The organism is Candidatus Limnocylindria bacterium (assembly GCA_036523395.1).
GTDB lineage: Bacteria > Chloroflexota > Limnocylindria > P2-11E > P2-11E > CF-39.
Genome location: DATDEH010000054.1, coordinates 1 through 17,907 on the forward strand (window position 1 = coordinate 1; position 17,907 = coordinate 17,907).

Consider the following 17,907-nt stretch of genomic DNA (forward strand, 5'->3'; position numbering starts at 1 on the left):
GCGTTTCGACAAGGCTGGTTTCGACGGCTTCATCACCAAGCCGATCGACGTGCAGAGCTTCCCCGAAACGATCCGCGGCCATCTCCGGGCGGCTCGTTCATGAAGCGCATTCCAAAGATCCTCGCCGTCGACGACACCCCAGAGAACCTGCGGCTGCTCGAGGCGATCCTCGGGCCGCGCGGGTACCAGCTCGTCACGGCGGAGTCCGGTACCACCGGGCTCGCCGCGGTCATCCGCGAGCACCCCGACCTCGTGCTGCTCGACATCGTCATGCCGGACCTCAATGGGTACGACGTGTGCCGCCGACTGCGAGACGACCCGGCAACGCGGTTCTTACCTATCGTGATGATCACCGCGAGTGGCGACCAGGAACGCGTTCAGGCGCTGGAAGCTGGAGCGGACGACTTCATCGCGAAGCCGTTCAATCAGCTCGAGCTCCTCGCGCGGGTACGCTCGCTTCTCCGTCTGAAGGAATACCACGACACGATCAGGCAACAGTCGAGCGAGCTCGCGGAGTGGAATCGCACGCTCGAGGCGCGCGTACGCGAACAGGTCGAAGAGATCGAGCGCGTCGGTCGACTGCGACGGTTCCTCTCACCGCAGATCGCCGAGCTCGTGCTGTCGCAGGAATCGCTCCTGCAGCCGCATCGCCGCGAGATAAGCGTCGTGTTCTGCGACCTGCGCGGTTTCACCACCTTCTCGGAGACTGCCGAGCCCGAGGAGTCGCTCGCGGTGCTCCGCGACTACCACCAGGCCGTCGGGGCGGCGGTCTTCCGCAACGAGGGCACGCTCGAACATTTCGCCGGCGACGGCGTGATGGTCTGGTTCAACGACCCGGTCCCGCAGGAGGATCACCCACTCCGCGCCGCGCGAATGGCGATCGCCGTGCGTGAGCGGATGACCGAGCAGTTCACGAAATGGGAGAAACGCGGGCACAAGCTCGGGTTCGGCGCCGGGATCGCCATGGGTCATGCGACCCTCGGGCGCATCGGCTTCGAGGGCCGCTACGACTACGGCGCGGTGGGTAACGTGACGAATCTCGCGCAGCGGCTGTCGGCGGAGGCGAAGCCCGGGCAGATCCTCGTGAGCCAGCGCGTCTACGGTGCGATCGAGAGTGCGATCGAGTCGGAGGCCGTAGGAGACCTGGCGTTGAAGGGGTATTCACGGCCGGTCCCGGCCTACAGCGTGCTCGCGCTACGCGTGCTTGCCCATCCGGCCGTCGACTAGGTAAGGCGGCCCGATGAACAGCAGCCGCTAACTCGGCGCTGTCCATCCGAGCCGTGAAGGTCCATGATGCGGAGATGAGAACTCGCACGCCACCGCAGCGGGTGCTGGTCGTCGAGGACGTCGCGGACCTGCGTGACTTCTACGCGATCCTCCTCCGAGAGGAGGGCTACGAAGTGGCGTGCGCGACCGATGGCAGCGACGCGCTGCGCTGGCTCTCATGGCGACCGGACGTGATCCTGCTCGACTTGATGATGCCGGTCATGAACGGCTATGAGTTCTACGCGAAGATGCGCGATCTGCCCGGCGAACATCCTCCGGTGATCGTCGTGTCCGCGGTCGCGCCGATGCGCGCCGAGCTTCCCGGGATCCACGCGACGCTCCCCAAGCCATTCGAGTTCTCGCAGCTTCTAAGCCGCGTCGCGACCGCCGTGATGCGCGGCCCCGGCCCGACGCAGAGCGCAGCCGCGACCTAAGAGAGCTGCGCGCGCTGCAGCAGCGCGGGTAATGCTTCGGCCGCCTTGGCGCGGACCTCAGCTGGATCGAAGAGCAGTGGCGCGCCGCCGCGGACGATGAACGTGCCGTCCACCATGACGTCGCGCACGCCCCGCGAGCCGCCGCCGAAGACGATCCGCGCGACGGGATCGCCGCCCGGCCCGGCGAGGCGCTCGCTGTCGATCACGGCGATGTCCGCGCGGCGCCCGACCACAAGCGTGCCGATCTCCTCTTCGAGGTGGAGCGCTCGAGCTCCCTCGCGTGTCGCCATTCCGAGCGCATCGCCGGCGGTCAACGAACCCTGCCCGCGGAGCGTCCGCGCGAGTAGGGTCGCGAGCCGCACCTCGTCAAAGCCATCGAGCTCGTTGTTGCACGCCGCGCCGTCCGCACCGAGGCCAACGGTGACGCGCGCCTGTCTCAGGCGGACGACATCCGCGACGCCAGAGCCGAGCTTCAGATTCGACGAGGGACAGTGCGTCACCGCGCTGCCCGTCTCGCGGAGCATGGCGAGCTCGTCATCATCGACGTGGACACCGTGTGCGATCACGGTCCGCGGTGTCGCGATCCCGACCTGCGCGAGATAGCCGATCGGCGACATGCCGGTCGCGCCCTGTACCGCCGAGCGCTCCTCGGCGCTCTCGTTCGAGTGCGTGTGCACGAGCAGCTCGCTCATCTTCGCGAGCATGCCGACCGCTTCCATCAGCTCGCGCGTGCACGAGAGCGCGAAACGAGGCGCGTACGCATAACCGATGCGGCCCGCGCCGGCCTTCGTCCAACGCTTGACGAGCCCAGCGCTCGCGTCGAGGGAGTCTCGCGTCGTCTCCACCAGGTTCGCCGGAACGCGATCTCCGGTGTCCATCATCGCCTGGCCGAACCGGGCGCGGATGCCCGAGCGCACGAGCTCCTCGGCCACGACATCGCCCCAGCGCGTCGTGCCCATGTCGAGGATCGTCGTCGTCCCGGTGGTGAGCAGCTCGCCGAGGCCGAGCCGCACGCACGCGCGCACCGATGCCTCATCGTGTGCGGCCTCGAGCGGCCAGATGAAGCGGCGCAGCCAGTCGAGCAGGCCGACATCCTCGGCGAGACCGCGGAAGATCGTCTGCACGAGGTGCACGTGGGTCTGCACCAACCCCGGCATCAGGTAGCAGCCGGAGCAGTCCACGACCTCCGTGTCGGGCGGCAGCTGCAGATCCGTACCGATCTGCGTGATGCGTGCGCCGCTCACCAGAATGTCCCCCTTGATCGGGCGCGCACCGTCGCTCATCGGGAGAAGGGTGCCGCCGCGAAGCAGGATCGCCACTAGTGTCGCGTCCCGCGAGGGCAGCGGCGAGGGCTCCCTCGACGAGCGTCTGCGCCCAGCGCGCCCGACCGCCGCACGCCCGGTGATGAGCGGGCGCGCGTAGCCAGCAGCGAGGAGAGGGAGCGCGCGCCGCTGTCGCTCGCGGGGCGTGGCACTACGTGTACGCCAGCTCGCGCAGCGCGGTCGCGAGCGCGCGCGTCCCGAGGATGACGTCCTCCGCGGCCGTGGCCTCCTCGGGGCAATGCGAGCGTCCCCCGATGCTCGGCACGAAGATCATCGCCGCGTGCGCCGCGACGCTGAGCACCTGCGAGTCGTGGCCTGCGCCGCTCGTCATGTCGCGGGGTGCGACACCGCACGCGACGCAGGCGCGCCGCGCGACATCGGTAGCCCGCTCGTTGAGCAGCACGGGTGGGCGGTCGCGGAGGGTGCGCACGTCGACAGCGAGCTCGCGTTCGCGTCCGGCGACCTTGCAGACCTTCGTGATCTCCGACACGAGCAGGGCGCGCTGCGCGTTGTCGCTGTGGCGGGCGTCCACGGTGAAGCGCGCCATGCCGGGCACGACATTCACTTGCGCGGGCTCGACGCTGATGGTGCCGACCGTCGCGACCGCGGGCGGGCCCATCTCGCGCGCGACCTCGGCGATCGCCAGCATCATCGCGGATGCGCCGAGAAGGGCATCGCGTCGACGGTCCATCGCGGTCGCGCCGGCGTGGTCGGGCTGTCCGCGGACGACGACCTCGAGGTGCGCGGTGCCGGCGATCGTGCGCACCACACCCAGCCGCGGGCCCTCTTCCTCGAGGAGCGGACCCTGCTCGATGTGGAGCTCGACGAAGGTGTCGATATCGCGGCGGATCGCCTGCGCGACATTCGCCGGGTCGAGGCCGACGCCGCGCATCGCATCGGCCAGCGTTACGCCGTCGGCGTCGCGGACGCGCGAGGCTTCATCGGGCTCGATGCGGTCGGCGATCGCGCGCGCTCCCCAGAAGTTCGTGTTGAATCGGCTGCCTTCCTCTTCGCAGATCGCGACGGCCTCGAGGATCCGAAGGGGCCGACCGAGCGCCGACACGAGGCTCGTCACGGCCTCGACCGCCGCGACGACTCCGAGCGCCCCGTCGAGCGGACCGCCTCCGCGCACCGTGTCGATGTGCGAGCCGGTCACGATGGCGCGTCCGCCGCGCGATCCCTCGACGCGTCCCCAGATATTGCCGACCGCGTCGCGCCGCACCAGCAGTCCCGCCCCCTTCATCCAGCCGGAAACGAGCTCGGTCGCCGCGACCCATGACGGCGTGTACAGCGCGCGATAGAGACCGCCGCCCGGAAGAGCGCCGCGCTGTGCGAGCTCGTCGAGGCGACGCAGCAGACGGCGCTCGTCGATAGCGACCGCCTCGAGTGTCTTCACGCTTCCATTCTCCTCACAAGACGGCCGAAGCGGACATATCTCTTCTCCTCGACGAATTCACCATCGTCGAACACGGTGACTCCGCGCACCAGCGTGCGCACGACCGCGCCGCGGAACGCCCGCCCGACATACGGACTGAGGCCGCTGCGCGCCTGCAGCTGTTCGGGCTCGAGCGTCCATTCGCGATCCATCGCGACGAGCGCGAGGTCCGCGTCCGCACCCGCGCGGATCGCGCCCTTCTGTGGCCAGATTCCTAGAAGGCGCGCGGGCGCGCCCGCCACCAGACGCGCCAGCGCGGCGAGCCGGAGACCGCGCCGGTGCACTCCTTCGGTCAGCATCGCCGGTAGCAACGATTGGATCCCTGTGACTCCACCCCAGGCTTCCCAGATGTCGTTGTCGCCTCGCGTCTTCAGGTCGGCCGTGCACGGCGAGTGGTCCGACGCGACGAGATCGATCTCGCCGGCAAGCACGTGCTGCCACAGCCGCTCGCGCGATGACTCATCCCGGATCGGCGGCGCGCACTTGAGCGCCGGTCCGACGCGGTCGACGTCCTCGGCGGTGAAGACGAGATAGTGCGGGCACGTCTCGACCGTCACGCTCGCGTCGCGCTCGCGCGCGCGAACGACCGCGGTCACCGCCGCCGAGCTGGAGGCGTGAACGACGTGGACCCGGGCCCCGGTCTCGCGCGCAGCATCGCCAAGGCGCTCGATCGCGCGGCGCTCCGCCGCCGGAGGCCGGGACTCCAGCCATGCAGCCCGGTCGCGTCGATTCATCGTCTGGAGCTGCTCCGTCCCCTTCGCGACGAGCGCTTCGTCTTCGGCATGGACTGCGACGAGATGGCCGGCGACCGTCGCCGCCGCGAGCGCGTCCGTGAGCGTTCCGGCATCGAGATGCGGGAACTCCGGAACTCCGCTGGGGCACAGGAATGCCTTGACCCCCACGACGCCGGTGGTCTTGAGGTCGAGCAGGGGCGCGAGATCCGCGCTGACGAGTCCGCCCCAGAGCGCGTAGTCCACGATCGCGGAGCGCGCGGCGCGGGACTCCTTCGCGTACACCGCGGCAGCGTCGACCGTTGGCGGCAGCGAGTTCAGGGGCATGTCGGCCAGCGTCGTCACGCCGCCCGCGGCCGCGCCGCGAGTCGCCGCGCTCCAGCCCTCCCAGTCGTCGCGGCCGGGCTCGTTCACGTGGGCGTGCGCGTCGACGACACCCGGGAACACGTGTAGTCCCCGCGCCTCGATCTCATCAAAGGCCCTGCCCTGGCCCGGATCGACGACCGCGTCGAAGATCCCGCCGGCGATGAGGACGTCCGCCTCACGAACGCCTTCCTCGGTGACGACCCGTCCGCCGCGGATCGCGAGATCTGCGGTGGCCGTGGCTAGACCTCTTGATCGATCTCGCGGCTGCGCCGCGGAGACACGCTCAAGGCTGGTGGATTCGCTCGTCGCGGCGGAGCCGCTCCTCGCTCAACTGACTTCCTCAACGACGAACTCCTGCGCGCCCTCCCAGAGCGTGAGGCGGCCGAGATCGGCGAGGTGCTCGTTGCCTTCGACGACCGTGGCGAAGTGATTGCCGGCGAGCTGCCCGACCTTGCTCGAGAAAAGACACGCGCCGTACGGGAAGAGGACCTCCATCTCGGAGATGCCTCCGGGGTAGACGAGGATCTCGCCCGGTGCCGGATGGCTGGTGTGATTCTCGTACCCCACGCCGAGATGCCGTTCACCCATCGGGACCCAGGTGGACTCGCCGCTCCACCGGACATGCACGAGCTTGCTGCGGAGCGGGAGCATGCGACGGATCGCGTCCACCGTCTTGGGCGCGTGCTCCTCTTCCCAGCGCGCCTTGAAAGTGAACGGCCCGGCAGTGATGCGAAGCATGGCCATCGCGGGCGTACGATACCCGCCCGATGGCGCAGGCGACGCTCTCCACGCACGTCCTCGACACGACCAGCGGCGTCCCGGCCGCAGGTGTCGACGTGGCGCTCTATCGCGACGCGACGCTCGCCGCGAAGGGCATCACGGGCAAAGATGGCCGCGTCGCGAAGCTCGGCGAGGCGCACGAGCCTGGGATGTATCGTCTCGTCTTCGACGTCGGCGCGTATTTCCGATCCCGCCAGCTCGACACGTTCCTCGGCACCGTGACGCTCGAGGTGCGCCTGAAGGATGGCCACCAGCACATCCCGCTCCTCGTGTCGCGCTACGGCGTCGTGTCGTACCTCGGCAGCTAGATGCCACCGGACGCGGTCACCGGAAGGCTCGCGGCGGTGTTCGAGCGCGCGCCGGGGCTCGCGGCCGCTCTGCGCGACGCCGACGAGGACACGCCTCGAGCGATCATCGCGAAGGCACGCGGAGCGCTCGATCGCATGACCGAGACCGAGCGTGTCGCGGTGCTCAACGCGCACCCGCGGATCGGCGCGGACCCCGCGTCGCTCTCGATGCACTCACGTCGCGAGCAGGGTGAGGCGGCCGACGGCGCCACGCTGCAACTGCTCGATGAGCTGAACGACGCGTACGAGGACAAATTCGGCTTCCGGTTCGTCGTGTTCGTCGCCGGTCGCTCGAAGAAAGAGATCGTCCCGGTCCTGCGCGCACGTCTCGCGAATCAGCGGCATGCGGAGCTCAAGGCCGGGATCGAGGAGTTCCTCGCGATCTCGCTGGACCGCCTGGAGCGCAAGCGGTGACACCGATGGAGATCCAGTACGGCAAGACCCGCGTGATCTTCTTCCGTCTCGCGAAGCGCTCCGCGCCTCCGTTCGCTGCCTCCGTGACGATCGACGTGTTCGGCGAGCGCTTCGGCGCGGCGTACACGGAAGGCGACAACCGCGAGGTCGTCGCGACGGACACGATGAAGAACTTCGTGTACGCGACGGCCGCCGATTTCGATGGCAGCTCGCCGGACGAGTACGTGTTGTTCCTCGGCCAGCGCCTGCTCGAGACGTACCCGCAGATGGAGCGCATCCGCGTCACCGCATATGAGGTCCCGCTCGACCCGGCACACGACGAGAGCGACGTGGTCTTCCGGTTGACGCGCACCGATGTCGCGATGTCGGAGGCAGACCTCGAGCGTCGGGGCGGCGAGATCGTCGTGACGGCAGCGCGGAGCGGGATCGAGGGCATCCGGCTGCTGAAGACGACCGGCAGCTCGTTCGAGGCGTTCGCACGCGATCAGTACACGAGCCTGCCCGAGCTTACCGATCGGCCGCTCACGATCCGGATGGACGCGCACTGGCGGTATGGAGATCCCCAGCGAGCTAGCCGCATCTCGAGCGGCCTCATCCGGCGCGCCATCGAGCAGACATTCCACGAGTTCAACAGCCGCTCGATCCAGCACCTCGTGCACGTCATGGGCACGCGTCTGCTGAACGGCTTCCCCGTTCTCAGCGAGGTGGAGTTCGCCGCGGAGAACCACACCCCCGATGCCGTCGCCGAGGGCAAGGGCGACGTGAGGGTGTTCGCCGAGCCACGACAGACGTTCGGAAAGATCGGGCTGGTGCTGCGCCGCTAAGCGGCTAAGAGAGACCGCCCAGGCCGACCAGCGCACGGGCGTGCTCGAGCTCGCCGAGGTGGCGGACCGCGTGCTGGAACAGGTACGCCTCGCACACGTCGCTGACGTGGAAATCGCCCTCCGGCACGAGGAGCGCGATGAAGGCTCCCTTCAGCTTGTCGGCCGGTGGCCGGTCCAGCGCCTTCTGCGCGAAGCGGTCCAAGGGGAGCGCGGCGAGCGCGCTCTCGGTGCGCGCGAAGACCGCGGTCTGATACGCGCGCCACGCGTGGATGTCGCCGAGCCGGATCCGCTCGGCGTCGGCCATCGGCGTGCCGCGCATGGGCGGCTCGCCAACGAGCCCGACGCGTTTGGCCCAGCCCTGCTGATCCCACAGCAGCGCATCAGCCCCGAGGTGACGTGCCACGTTGCGGTCCTCGCCGACGACGTAGTGCATGAGCGTGAACGCGATCGGCAGGACACCGGACCGCTCGAAGTGGTTGACCTGGTCGACAGTGAGGTCGGCCACCCCCTCCTGCCAGAGCTCATGCACCGCCGTGATGCGGCTTGTGATCGATGTGCGCCAAGCCTCCGAGACCGCTGGACGCGCAACGCTCAAAGGCATGCCCTGAGTCTAGTCGGGACGAAAGTCAGGCCACCGCGATTCGTCGTTCGCGAGGCCCGATGCGATGAGCACCGCGAGCGCCTCTATCACCGGTCCACGCGCGATGCCGGTGAGCTCGGTGAGTCGCGTCACGTCGGTGTGACCATCGATCGCCGGTATGAGCGCGGCGACGCGCTCCGACACGACGGCACGGTTGTGCCGGTCGCGCACGAGCGCGCCGCCAAGACGAGAGTCATGAACGATCGTGAGATTCGGGCTGAGCTTCACGCGCGTGGGATCGCTGATCGTCTCTTTGATCTCGCGCAGCCGCGACTGATAGCGCACGATCTCGCGGGCGACGTCACTGAGACGCAGCTCGTAGAGCCACGTCTCGCCCACGGCCGCGTAGCCGATCCCACGCTGTCGTTGGATGAAGTCGCCCGGCTCGGTCCGCTCTCCGCCTTCGACCGGCTCGAGCGCTCCGCGGCGAACGAGATACCAGTCGTCGTCGCTGCCCTCGACCAGCTGATCCTTCGCGAGCATCCGCGGGCGTAGCTGCGACGCGAGCGAGGCGACGATGTCGGAGGGAAGATCGCGGAGCGGGCTCTGCCGCTTCAGGAAGACGTCAGCGAGCCACATGTCGGTCCGTTCGCGCATCGCCACGGCAAAGACACGCTGCTCGTCCATGAGCCGCCGCAGCTCTTTGCCCGGCAGCACATACGCTGTGCACGGCGTGTCGGCGACCACGGTCGCGGCCATGTCCTGCTCATCGAAGAACACCAGCTCGCCCACGAGCGAAGGTGCGCTGACGATCGCGAGGGTCCGGAGCTCGACGGTCCCGACGACGCGCATCGTTCCGTCGACGACCACGTACGCCTCGTCGAGCGGATGCCGCTCGTCGATGAGCATCTCGCCCACCTCGAGCTGGCGCTTCGAAGCGAGCTTCTTCAGTCGCTCGCGCGAGCTCTTCTCGAGCAGCGCGAGGGGTCCGAAGGAGAATGCGTCCTGCGGCTTGCTCACAGGGCACGCGGCAGCGCCGCACCGATGATGTCGCGGATCGACGCGAGGCCCTGGGCACGGACGTAGGCGGCGAGCCCCTCGATGACAGTGAGCGGCGCGGTCGGATCGGCGAAGGTGGCGGTCCCGACCTGCACCGCCGACGCGCCGGCCATCAGGAACTCGAGCGCGTCGTTCGCGCTCGTGACGCCGCCCGCGCCGATGATCGGGATCGAGACGGCCTGCGCGACCTGATAGGTGAGATGCACCGCGATCGGACGGAGGGCCGGTCCCGAGAGACCGCCGCTGCGCGTCCCGAGGACCGGACGCCGCTTGGCGACGTCGATCCTCATGCCCAGCACGGTGTTGATGGCCGTGAGACCGTCAGCGCCCGCCTCCTCGCACGCGACCGCCACCGAGACGACATCGGGCGCGTTCGGAGTGAGCTTCACGATGACCGGTTTGTCCGTCGCGTCCTTCACGGCGCGCGTGACGTCGGCGGCCAGACCTGGATCGCAGCCGAACAGCATTCCGCCCTCGACGTTCGGGCACGACACATTGAGCTCGAAGGCGACGACACCCGTGGTGCCATCGAGAGCCTCCACGACGAACACGTAGTCCTCGACGCTATAGCCCGCGACGTTCACGATCACGGGCACACCGAGCTTCGCCCAGACCTTGCCGTACTTGCGCGCGACCTCTTCGGCGCCCGGGTTCTCGAGGCCGATCGAATTCAGGATGCCTGCGGGCGTCTCGGCGATGCGGTATTGCGGATTGCCAGGACGCGCGTGAGGAGTCGTGCCCTTATTCACGATCGCGCCGAGTCGCGTGATGTCGATCAGCTCCGCGTACTCGACGCCCTGACCGAACGTTCCGGACGCGGTGAGCACCGGGTTCTTGAGCCACAGACCGCGCGCCGCCTCCACCGACAGGTCGATGCCGTGCTCCGGCAGCGTGTCCGGAGGCGTTTGCTGGACGGCACGGACCTCGGTGATGACCGCGCCCGCGAGGCTCGCCCGCAGCTTGTCGGCGATCTCCGTGGGCAGCCGCTCCGCGTCGGGTTCGCCGATCGCGGCCTCCGCGATCGACGCGCCATCGAGATCGACGAGCTCGACGAGATCTTCTTCCTCCTCGCCCTCCGCGGCGGTCTCGAGAGACTCTTCCAGCGAACGGCGCACGTCGATCGGCCGCTCGACGTGCTTCTTCGTTCGGCGCCACGGCATCAGTGGACTCCCACGGTCGCCGGTTCACCAGCCTCGAAGGCGATATCGCCGAGCGCGAAGACGGGACCCTCCCGGCAGACGCGCGCGTTGCCTTCAGCTGTGACGACGATGCAGGCGCGGCACACGCCCATGGCGCAGCCCATGTGCTGTTCGACCGCGATCTGCGCCTCGAGCAGGGTGCGCCGGCCGGGAAAGGTCGCGGCGGCGTTCTGCGCGCTTTCACGAAGACGGCCGAGCGCGGCGAGCATCGGCCACGGGCCGCACGCGAGCAGCTGATCGGCCCACGGGAGCAGCGCCGGAAGGACGTCGGTCACGCGGCCGCGCGTGCCGAAGCTGCCGTCGTCGGTCGTCGTCACGTACTCGACGCTCGCGGGCAGCCGGTCGGACGGCCACAGGTACGCGACCGAGCGTCCGCCCATCACGAGCGTCACGTTACGCCGTGGTGCCTCCTGCTCGGCTATCACCCGCATGGGGGCGATGCCCGTTCCGCCTGCGACGAGGAGCAGGTTCCGTGTGTCGCGGCGTACGACGAACGAGGTGCCGAGTGGCCCCAGCAGATCGAGCGCGTCACCGGCGCGGCGTTCGGCGATCCACTCACCGCCGGTGCCCAGCGGCTTCACGATCAGTTCGATCTCCCCTGCGCGACGGTCGATACCGCAGAACGAATACGGCCGCCGCAGCAACGGGTCCCAGCCAACGCCCGGGCGCACGTGCACGAACTGCCCGGCGTGCGCCTGCGCCGCGATGTCGGGCGCGCGGACCAGCAGGAGCGTTCCGAGCTCGCCGATCTGCGCGTTGGCAACGACGCGGCCGGCCTCGAGTAACACGGTGCAAGTCTCGCAGACGGGAACGGGGGCGCCGAAGCGCCCCCGTTCACATGACAATCCGAGCCGATATCAGTCGGCCACGACCTCGAGCGTGTGCGATCGGCACGTCGAGGTCGAGGATGAGGAGCCGCACGAGCGCACCGAACGTTCCGTGCGTCGCGAGCTGCCTGATCTGGACGGGGATCCCAGATGAACGCGAGACGATCTCGTCCCCGCTGCCGAGCGCTTCTCCGGTCCCCTCACCAGTGAAGGACACCGCGGCGAGCATGTCGCGCAGACGGCGAACGAGATCCCGCTGGTCCAGCGGAAGCGGCGCGGTGTTCACAGGGCGGGATGTTAGGAGCGGAGCGGAACGCCGACCGAGAACGTGTACCCGTCCGGGTCTTCAATGAGGCAGTCGCGCCAGCCGTGGGGCGGCCAGTCCTTCGCCGGGGCGAGCACGGTGTGACCACCGGCACGCGCGCGACGCTCGGCCTCGTCCGGATCGATGCCCATGAGCCGTATCTCGACACCGAAGCCGCGCCTCCCCTCTTCACCGAGGCGCGAGCCCCACGGCTGGCGCGAGTACGTGCGGTCGGCGTGCAGCTGGATCGTCGCGCCGTCGCGCTCGAGCGCCGCGTAATCCACGGTCTGATGAAGGACGCGGAAACCGAGCACATCCGCATAGAAAGGAGTGCTCCGCGCGACGTCGCGCACGATGAGGTTCAGCGAAAGGCCGCGGAGCGTGCGGCCGTACTCGTCCGCGCTCATGAACTCCGACCTCATGCCCGCGTCGCCGCCCACCACAGCGGAAGTGTGAGGCCGAGGAGCGCCGCGCCGACGAGCAGGGCTGGCCCGGCACCGATGGCCGCGAGCACGCCGCCGAGCAGCGCGCCTCCCGCCGCACCCGCGTCCTGCCAGGTATGTAGCGCGGCGAGGATCCGCGGGCGATCGTGATCGCGAGAGCGACGAGACACGACGAGCTCGACCGCGATCGTCGTGGTCAGTCCGTTCACGAACGCGAAGCCGCCGATCACCACGAAGACGACCGGGTCGGGACGCAGCAGCGCGAGCAGCGCGACCGAAATGAGTGCGACGAGCGTCGACGTCACGAACGCCCAGCTCGCGGAGCGGTCGCTCCAGCGACCCGCGATCGGTGTCCACACCACCTGCGCGATGCGTTGCGTGAGCGCAAATGCAGCGGCGACGAACGTCGCGGGAACGACGAAAGCGAAGACCGGCGCACCGTCGTGGAACAGCTCGTCCACGCGGAAGCCTCCGGCCGCGACGAGGATGCCGGCGTACAGGCCGAGCTGGACGGTCGCCGTGACGAAGAGGGCCAGGAGCCGCGGCTCCCAGGCCGACGCGGGAATGTGTCCTTCTTCCGGAACACGGATATGCCGCCGCCAGCCTGACGCGAGATACGCCGGCCCGACTCCCGCGACCAGCGTGAGCGCGGCCGCGACGACGCACGTACCGGTCCATCCGATGGTCTCGATCGCGAACGGCGCGAACACCGCGCCGGCGAAGTAGCCGAGACCCCAAACCGCGCGCGTGTTGCCGATCCGTCTGCCGGCGTGCGACGCAGCGTCTTCGAGGGCGGCGAGGAACGAACCGAGTCGGAGAAGCGAATAGCAGAAGCCCCAGAGCAACCGGCCGAAGAGGAATACGACCAGAGCAGCCGGCACCGCGTACATCGCTGTCGACGCCGCGCTCAGCACGATCGCGACGAAGACGAGCGCGCCGGCTGGAAATCGCTCGTACAGCCGCGCCGCGAGCGGGTTCGTGAGAAGACGCACCCACCGGTTGAGCGAGAGGATCACGCCGACCATCGGCCGCGAGATCCCGAGCGAGGCGGCGCTCACCGGGAGGACCGTGTACAGGAGTGTGTCGCCGAGCAGTGACGCGGCAACGACGAGCGCGGTGGAGAGCGCCGGCGCCTCGCGGTGCTCCGGCGCCTCGGTGGGTCGGCTCAGTCCGCGGCGGCCACGGCGGCAGGCGCCCGGTATTCGGCGAGTGGTGCGACGGAATAGCTCACTGCGCTCGCACGGAGCGCGGTGACGACCGCGAGCGCGGTGTCGAGCGAGGTCAGGCACGGAACGCGCGCCTCGACCGCGGCGCGCCGGATGAGGAATCCGTCGCGGTCGACCGTCTTGCCGAGCGTCGGCGTGTTCACGACGGCGGCGCAGCGACCCGACCGCACGATACGCAGGATCTCGTCGTCGCCCTCGGACAGCTTGCCGACCTCGCGGACGTCGATACCGAGGGATCGGATGAGTGCGGCGGTGCCGCTCGTCGCGACGAGCTCGTACCCGAGCCAGTGGAAACCCTCGATGATCGCGACGACTTCCTGCTTGTCCTTGTCGGCGACCGTGATGAGCACGCTTCCGCTCGACGCCGGCGCGAGGCCCGCCGCGACAAGCGACTTCCACAGCGCAGGCGCGAACGTGCGGTCGACGCCCATCACCTCGCCGGTGCTCTTCATCTCCGGTCCGAGATACGTGTCCACATCGAGCAGCTTCGCCATCGAGAACACCGGCGCCTTCAGCGCGACCAGGTCACCGGACGGCCAGAGTCCGTCCTCGCGCGCGAAGCCCTTGGCGGCGAGGGTCGATCCGAGCGAGATCGCGACCGCAAGACGCACCAGCGGAACGCCGGTGACCTTGGTGAGGAACGGCACGGTGCGGCTCGAGCGTGGATTCACCTCGAGCACCCAGACCCGGCCCTCCTCGACGATGAACTGGATGTTCAGGAGACCCTTCACCGGGAGCGCGGCGGCGATCTGCCGCGTGAGCTCAACGACGCGGTCGCGCTCCGCGGGGAGCAGGTTCTGTGCGGGGTAGACCGCGTAGCTGTCGCCCGAGTGCACTCCGGCACGCTCGATGTGCTCCATGATCCCGGCGACGAGCGTGTCGCGGCCATCGCTGACCGCATCAACTTCGACCTCCTTGCCCCGGAGGTACTTATCCACCAGAACACGGCCCGTACCTGCTTCGAGTGCGGAGCGGAAGTAACGTTCGAGATCGTCATCGCTGTACGCGATCTCCATCCCACGGCCACCGAGCACGTAGCTCGGACGGACGAGCACCGGATAGCCGATCTGCTGCGCGATGACCCGAGCCTCCGCGAACGACTCGGCGGTCCCACCCGGCGGCTGCGGGACGCCGAGCGCATCCGCGAACTCGTGGAAGCGGCGACGGTCTTCAGCAAGTCCGATCGCGTCGGACGACGTGCCCGCGATCACGCCGCCGACACTCTCGATCCGCTCCGCGAGATTGAGCGCGGTCTGCCCACCGAATTGCGTGAACACCGGGATCAGAGCCGCCCCCTCGACGCCGAGTGTGATGACGCCTTCGTTCGCCAGGACCGAGGCGATGGACTCCTCGTCGAGCGGCTCGAAATAGAGGCGAGACGACTCGTCGAAATCCGTCGACACGGTCTCGGGGTTCGAGTTCACGACGATCGACGCCACGCCAAGCTCGCGGAGCGCGCCAGCGGCTTGGACGCAGCAGCAGTCGAACTCGATCCCCTGGCCGATGCGGATCGGCCCCGATCCCAGGATCACGGCCTTCCGTCCCGTCAGTGGCTCGGCTTCGTTCTCGGTCTCGTACGTTGAATAGAAATACGGCGTCACGGCCTCGAACTCCGCCGCGCACGTGTCGACCATCTTGTAGACCGGACGGATCCCCCACTGCGCGCGCAAGCGGCGCACGTCCGTCGCGAGCATGCCGGCGAGTGTCGCGATGTCGGCATCCGCGAATCCGAGCCGTTTCGCGCGCCGCAAGAGGGTCGGGGTCGGCGTTTTTCCCTGCAGCTCGTCCTCGGCGAAGCGCACGATCGACGCGAGCTTGCGAAGGAACCACCGGTCGATCTTCGTGCGCTCGTGCACGTCCTCGACGGTCGCGCCGCGCCGGAGTGCGGCGAAGAGACGCCAGAGCCGGTCGTCCGTCGCGCCGCTCGAAAGGAATCGATCGAGGAAGAGCGCCGGCTCGGCGACCTCCACCCACGACGGTGCCTCCCACAGGAGACCCTGACCCTTGACCTCGAGCGACCGCAGCGCCTTCTGCATCGCGGCCTCGAACGAGCGGTCAATGGCCATGACCTCGCCGGTCGCCTTCATCTGCGTCCCGAGCGAGCGATCCGCGCCCGGGAACTTGTCGAAGGGCCAGCGCGGGATCTTGACCACCACGTAGTCGAGCGCCGGCTCGAACGCGGCGGACGTCCGCTTCGTGACCGCGTTCGGTATCTCGTGCAGCCGCTTGCCGATCGCGATCTTCGCCGCGACGCGCGCGATCGGATACCCGGTCGCCTTCGACGCGAGAGCCGACGAGCGCGAGACGCGCGGGTTCACCTCGATGACGTAGTACGGGACCTGCGCGTCCGGGTCCGCGGACGGCGAGCGCTCGGGATGAAGCGCGAACTGCACGTTGCAGCCACCCTCGATGCCGAGTGCACGGATGATCCGCAGCGCCGCGCTGCGGAGCATCTGATATTCCTTGTCGGTGAGCGTCTGCGACGGCGCGACCACGATCGAGTCACCGGTGTGCACGCCCATCGGATCGAGGTTCTCCATGTTGCAGACCGTGATGCATGTGTCACCCGCGTCGCGCATGACCTCGTACTCGATCTCCTTCCATCCGACCAGCGAGCGCTCGACGAGCACCTGTCCGATCGGGGACGCGGCGATACCGCGGGCGGTGCGCTCGACGAGCTCGTCGCGGCCCAACGCGAAGCCGCCGCCGGTCCCGCCGAGCGTGTAGGCCGGGCGCACGACGAGCGGGAACCCAACGCGCTCGGCGAACGTGACGGCCTCATCGACGGTGTGCACCGTCAGCGATTCGGGCACCGGTTCCCCGATGCCGATCAGCAGTTGCTTGAAGGCCTCGCGATCCTCCGCTTGCTGGATCGCGGAGAGGGGCGTGCCGAGAAGACGCACTCCGTATCGCTCGAGCACACCGGCCTCGGCGAGCGCGACCGCGAGATTCAGACCCGTCTGCCCGCCCAGCGTCGGCAGCAGACCGTCCGGGCGCTCCTTCGCGATGACGCGCTCGAGCACCTCGATGGTGAGCGGCTCGATGTACGTCACGTCGGCCACACCGGGGTCGGTCATGATCGTCGCGGGATTCGAGTTCACGAGCACCGTCTCGATGCCCTCCTCGCGTAGCGCGCGACACGCCTGCGAACCGGCGTAATCGAACTCCGCGGCCTGGCCGATGGTGATCGGCCCCGAGCCGATGATCAGGACCTTCATCCGCGGCGCGCGACGGCGTCGCGGACGTCCGCGACAAAGCGATCGAAGACCGGCTCGTTATCGCGCGGACCGGGTGCGCCCTCCGGGTGGTACTGGTAGGTCCGGATCGGCAGAGTCCGGTGTGCGAGACCCTCGACCGAGCCGTCGTTGAGGTTGCGCGCGCTCACGTAGAAGTCGCTGCCGCCGGGGATCGACCCTTCGTCGACCTGGAATTCGTGGTTCTGGCTGGTGATGACCACGCTGCCGGTGCGCACGTCCTGGACCGGATGGTTCGCGCCGTGATGTCCGAAGGGCAGACGTGAGGTCGTCGCTCCGATGGCGCGACCGATGAGCTGGTGACCAAGGCAGATGCCGAGGATCGGCACGGGCCGCGCTGTGCCGCGCTGCGATACTGCGTCGAGGAGCAGCTTCACGTTGTGCGCGATCTGCGGGATCGCCGCAGGATCGCCCGGGCCGTTGCTGATGACGATGCCCTCGGGCGACCAGGACAGCACGTCGCGTGCGCTCGCGGTCGCGGGGAAGACCTTCACGGTCGCCCCACGAGCGGTGAGACAACGGACCTGGTTCTCTTTGACGCCGGTGTCGAGCAGTGCGATCTTCGGTCCGCTTCCCACCTGCCGGCCGACGCCACTGGCCTCGACGACGAGCGGTCGAGCGCCGAGTGGCGCGGAGGCGCGCGCCTTCGCGATCGCCTCTTGTTCGACGCCCGGGTCTTGCGCGAGTCCCGGCGCCACCTGAAGGAGCGCGCCGCGCAGCGTGCCCTTCGCGCGGAGGCGGCGCACCAGAGCGCGTGTGTCCACGCCGGAGATCCCGGGAACGCCGTACTGGCGGAGGTACGCGTCCAGATCGACCGTGCCTTCGCGACACGTCGAGTTCAGCTCGCGCACGACCAGCGCCTCGACCCATGGGCGACGTGACTCGGCCGCGCGCTCGAACGTGCCGTAGTTGCCGATCAGCGGATACGTGAGGACGACGATCTGGCCGTTGTACGACGCGTCCGATGCGATCTCCTGATAGCCGGTCATCGCCGTGTTGAAGACGACCTCGCCCGACGCGGCGGATGCGTCACCGAACGCTTCTCCCCACCACGCCGTGCCGTCCTCGAGCGCCAAGACCGCCGCCCTGGTCATTG

Annotated in this window: 18 protein-coding genes; 5 read left to right on the top strand and 13 right to left on the bottom strand. The window is 68.9% G+C overall.

All coding sequences use genetic code 11. From position 1 onward, the window contains the following. The first annotated feature begins 99 nt into the window (after window positions 1–99). Together VI056_07210 and VI056_07215 are read left to right on the top strand one after the other, a co-directional pair. Window positions 100–1,227 (top strand): response regulator, encoded by a 1,128-nt coding sequence (locus tag VI056_07210; protein HEY6202816.1) that lies wholly within the window; start codon window positions 100–102, stop codon window positions 1,225–1,227. Between the two features lie 74 nt (window positions 1,228–1,301). Further along, the gene (locus VI056_07215) at window positions 1,302–1,700 is read left to right on the top strand and encodes a response regulator transcription factor (protein HEY6202817.1); all 399 of its coding nucleotides are present in this window, start codon (window positions 1,302–1,304) and stop codon (window positions 1,698–1,700) included. On the opposite strand, the gene VI056_07220 is transcribed toward VI056_07215, so the two are convergent. From VI056_07220 to VI056_07235, 4 genes are all read right to left on the bottom strand, one after another. Beyond that, window positions 1,697–3,019 carry an amidohydrolase family protein gene (locus VI056_07220; protein ID HEY6202818.1) on the bottom strand — a complete coding sequence of 441 codons (1,323 nt, stop codon included), beginning with the start codon at window positions 3,017–3,019 and terminating at the stop codon, window positions 1,697–1,699. The genes VI056_07215 and VI056_07220 overlap by 4 nt on opposite strands. Window positions 3,020–3,173: 154 nt before the next feature. After that, window positions 3,174–4,418 (bottom strand): Zn-dependent hydrolase, encoded by a 1,245-nt coding sequence (locus VI056_07225; GenBank protein ID HEY6202819.1) that lies wholly within the window; start codon window positions 4,416–4,418, stop codon window positions 3,174–3,176. Next, on the bottom strand, window positions 4,415–5,770 hold the full coding sequence (allB, locus tag VI056_07230; protein ID HEY6202820.1) for an allantoinase AllB: 1,356 nt from the start codon (window positions 5,768–5,770) through the stop codon (window positions 4,415–4,417). The genes VI056_07225 and allB overlap by 4 nt, the downstream gene beginning before the upstream one ends. Window positions 5,771–5,881: 111 nt before the next feature. After that, window positions 5,882–6,298, bottom strand: a complete 417-nt coding sequence (locus tag VI056_07235; GenBank protein ID HEY6202821.1) for a DUF3830 family protein — start codon at window positions 6,296–6,298, stop codon at window positions 5,882–5,884. Window positions 6,299–6,321: 23 nt separating this feature from the next. Between VI056_07235 and uraH the strand changes: the two genes are divergently transcribed. The 3 genes from uraH to pucL are packed head-to-tail and all read left to right on the top strand — an operon-like array spanning window position 6,322 to window position 7,919. Next, a complete protein-coding gene (gene uraH / locus VI056_07240; GenBank protein ID HEY6202822.1) occupies window positions 6,322–6,642 on the top strand; it encodes a hydroxyisourate hydrolase in 321 nt (106 codons plus the stop codon). Further along, window positions 6,643–7,095 (top strand): 2-oxo-4-hydroxy-4-carboxy-5-ureidoimidazoline decarboxylase, encoded by a 453-nt coding sequence (locus VI056_07245; GenBank protein HEY6202823.1) that lies wholly within the window; start codon window positions 6,643–6,645, stop codon window positions 7,093–7,095. A gap of 5 nt (window positions 7,096–7,100) precedes the next feature. Beyond that, window positions 7,101–7,919 (top strand): urate oxidase, encoded by an 819-nt coding sequence (pucL, locus tag VI056_07250; protein ID HEY6202824.1) that lies wholly within the window; start codon window positions 7,101–7,103, stop codon window positions 7,917–7,919. Between the two features lie 4 nt (window positions 7,920–7,923). On the opposite strand, the gene VI056_07255 is transcribed toward pucL, so the two are convergent. The 9 genes from VI056_07255 to carA are packed head-to-tail and all read right to left on the bottom strand — an operon-like array spanning window position 7,924 to window position 17,905. Further along, window positions 7,924–8,520, bottom strand: a complete 597-nt coding sequence (locus tag VI056_07255) for a hypothetical protein (GenBank protein HEY6202825.1) — start codon at window positions 8,518–8,520, stop codon at window positions 7,924–7,926. Between the two features lie 9 nt (window positions 8,521–8,529). Further along, window positions 8,530–9,519: a cyclic nucleotide-binding domain-containing protein gene (locus VI056_07260; protein HEY6202826.1), complete on the bottom strand. Its 990-nt coding sequence runs from the start codon at window positions 9,517–9,519 to the stop codon at window positions 8,530–8,532. Continuing rightward, window positions 9,516–10,718 carry a dihydroorotate dehydrogenase gene (locus tag VI056_07265; GenBank protein HEY6202827.1) on the bottom strand — a complete coding sequence of 401 codons (1,203 nt, stop codon included), beginning with the start codon at window positions 10,716–10,718 and terminating at the stop codon, window positions 9,516–9,518. The genes VI056_07260 and VI056_07265 overlap by 4 nt, the downstream gene beginning before the upstream one ends. After that, on the bottom strand, window positions 10,718–11,545 hold the full coding sequence (locus tag VI056_07270; GenBank protein ID HEY6202828.1) for a dihydroorotate dehydrogenase electron transfer subunit: 828 nt from the start codon (window positions 11,543–11,545) through the stop codon (window positions 10,718–10,720). The genes VI056_07265 and VI056_07270 overlap by 1 nt, the downstream gene beginning before the upstream one ends. 46 nt (window positions 11,546–11,591) lie before the next feature. After that, a complete protein-coding gene (locus VI056_07275) occupies window positions 11,592–11,870 on the bottom strand; it encodes a hypothetical protein (GenBank protein ID HEY6202829.1) in 279 nt (92 codons plus the stop codon). Between the two features lie 11 nt (window positions 11,871–11,881). Next, on the bottom strand, window positions 11,882–12,295 hold the full coding sequence (locus tag VI056_07280; GenBank protein HEY6202830.1) for a VOC family protein: 414 nt from the start codon (window positions 12,293–12,295) through the stop codon (window positions 11,882–11,884). Window positions 12,296–12,306: 11 nt separating this feature from the next. Then, the gene (locus tag VI056_07285; protein HEY6202831.1) at window positions 12,307–13,533 is read right to left on the bottom strand and encodes an MFS transporter; all 1,227 of its coding nucleotides are present in this window, start codon (window positions 13,531–13,533) and stop codon (window positions 12,307–12,309) included. After that, on the bottom strand, window positions 13,497–16,775 hold the full coding sequence (gene carB, locus VI056_07290) for a carbamoyl-phosphate synthase large subunit (GenBank protein HEY6202832.1): 3,279 nt from the start codon (window positions 16,773–16,775) through the stop codon (window positions 13,497–13,499). The genes VI056_07285 and carB overlap by 37 nt, the downstream gene beginning before the upstream one ends. Further along, on the bottom strand, window positions 16,772–17,905 hold the full coding sequence (carA, locus tag VI056_07295; GenBank protein HEY6202833.1) for a glutamine-hydrolyzing carbamoyl-phosphate synthase small subunit: 1,134 nt from the start codon (window positions 17,903–17,905) through the stop codon (window positions 16,772–16,774). Before carA ends, carB begins: the two co-directional genes overlap by 4 nt. Between the last annotated feature and the right edge of the window lie 2 nt (window positions 17,906–17,907).

What these genes read in the sequence shown, in the direction of transcription:
- pucL (HEY6202824.1), top strand. Translation starts at nt 7,101, where the DNA reads ATGGAGATCCAGTACGGCAAGACCCGCGTGATCTTCTTCCGTCTCGCG.
- VI056_07245 (HEY6202823.1), top strand. Translation starts at nt 6,643, where the DNA reads ATGCCACCGGACGCGGTCACCGGAAGGCTCGCGGCGGTGTTCGAGCGC.
- VI056_07255 (HEY6202825.1), bottom strand. Translation starts at nt 8,520, where the DNA reads ATGCCTTTGAGCGTTGCGCGTCCAGCGGTCTCGGAGGCTTGGCGCACA.
- VI056_07210 (HEY6202816.1), top strand. Translation starts at nt 100, where the DNA reads ATGAAGCGCATTCCAAAGATCCTCGCCGTCGACGACACCCCAGAGAAC.
- VI056_07265 (HEY6202827.1), bottom strand. Translation starts at nt 10,718, where the DNA reads ATGCCGTGGCGCCGAACGAAGAAGCACGTCGAGCGGCCGATCGACGTG.
- carB (HEY6202832.1), bottom strand. Translation starts at nt 16,775, where the DNA reads ATGAAGGTCCTGATCATCGGCTCGGGGCCGATCACCATCGGCCAGGCC.
- VI056_07280 (HEY6202830.1), bottom strand. Translation starts at nt 12,295, where the DNA reads ATGAGCGCGGACGAGTACGGCCGCACGCTCCGCGGCCTTTCGCTGAAC.
- VI056_07235 (HEY6202821.1), bottom strand. Translation starts at nt 6,298, where the DNA reads ATGGCCATGCTTCGCATCACTGCCGGGCCGTTCACTTTCAAGGCGCGC.
- uraH (HEY6202822.1), top strand. Translation starts at nt 6,322, where the DNA reads ATGGCGCAGGCGACGCTCTCCACGCACGTCCTCGACACGACCAGCGGC.
- VI056_07215 (HEY6202817.1), top strand. Translation starts at nt 1,302, where the DNA reads ATGAGAACTCGCACGCCACCGCAGCGGGTGCTGGTCGTCGAGGACGTC.
- carA (HEY6202833.1), bottom strand. Translation starts at nt 17,905, where the DNA reads ATGACCAGGGCGGCGGTCTTGGCGCTCGAGGACGGCACGGCGTGGTGG.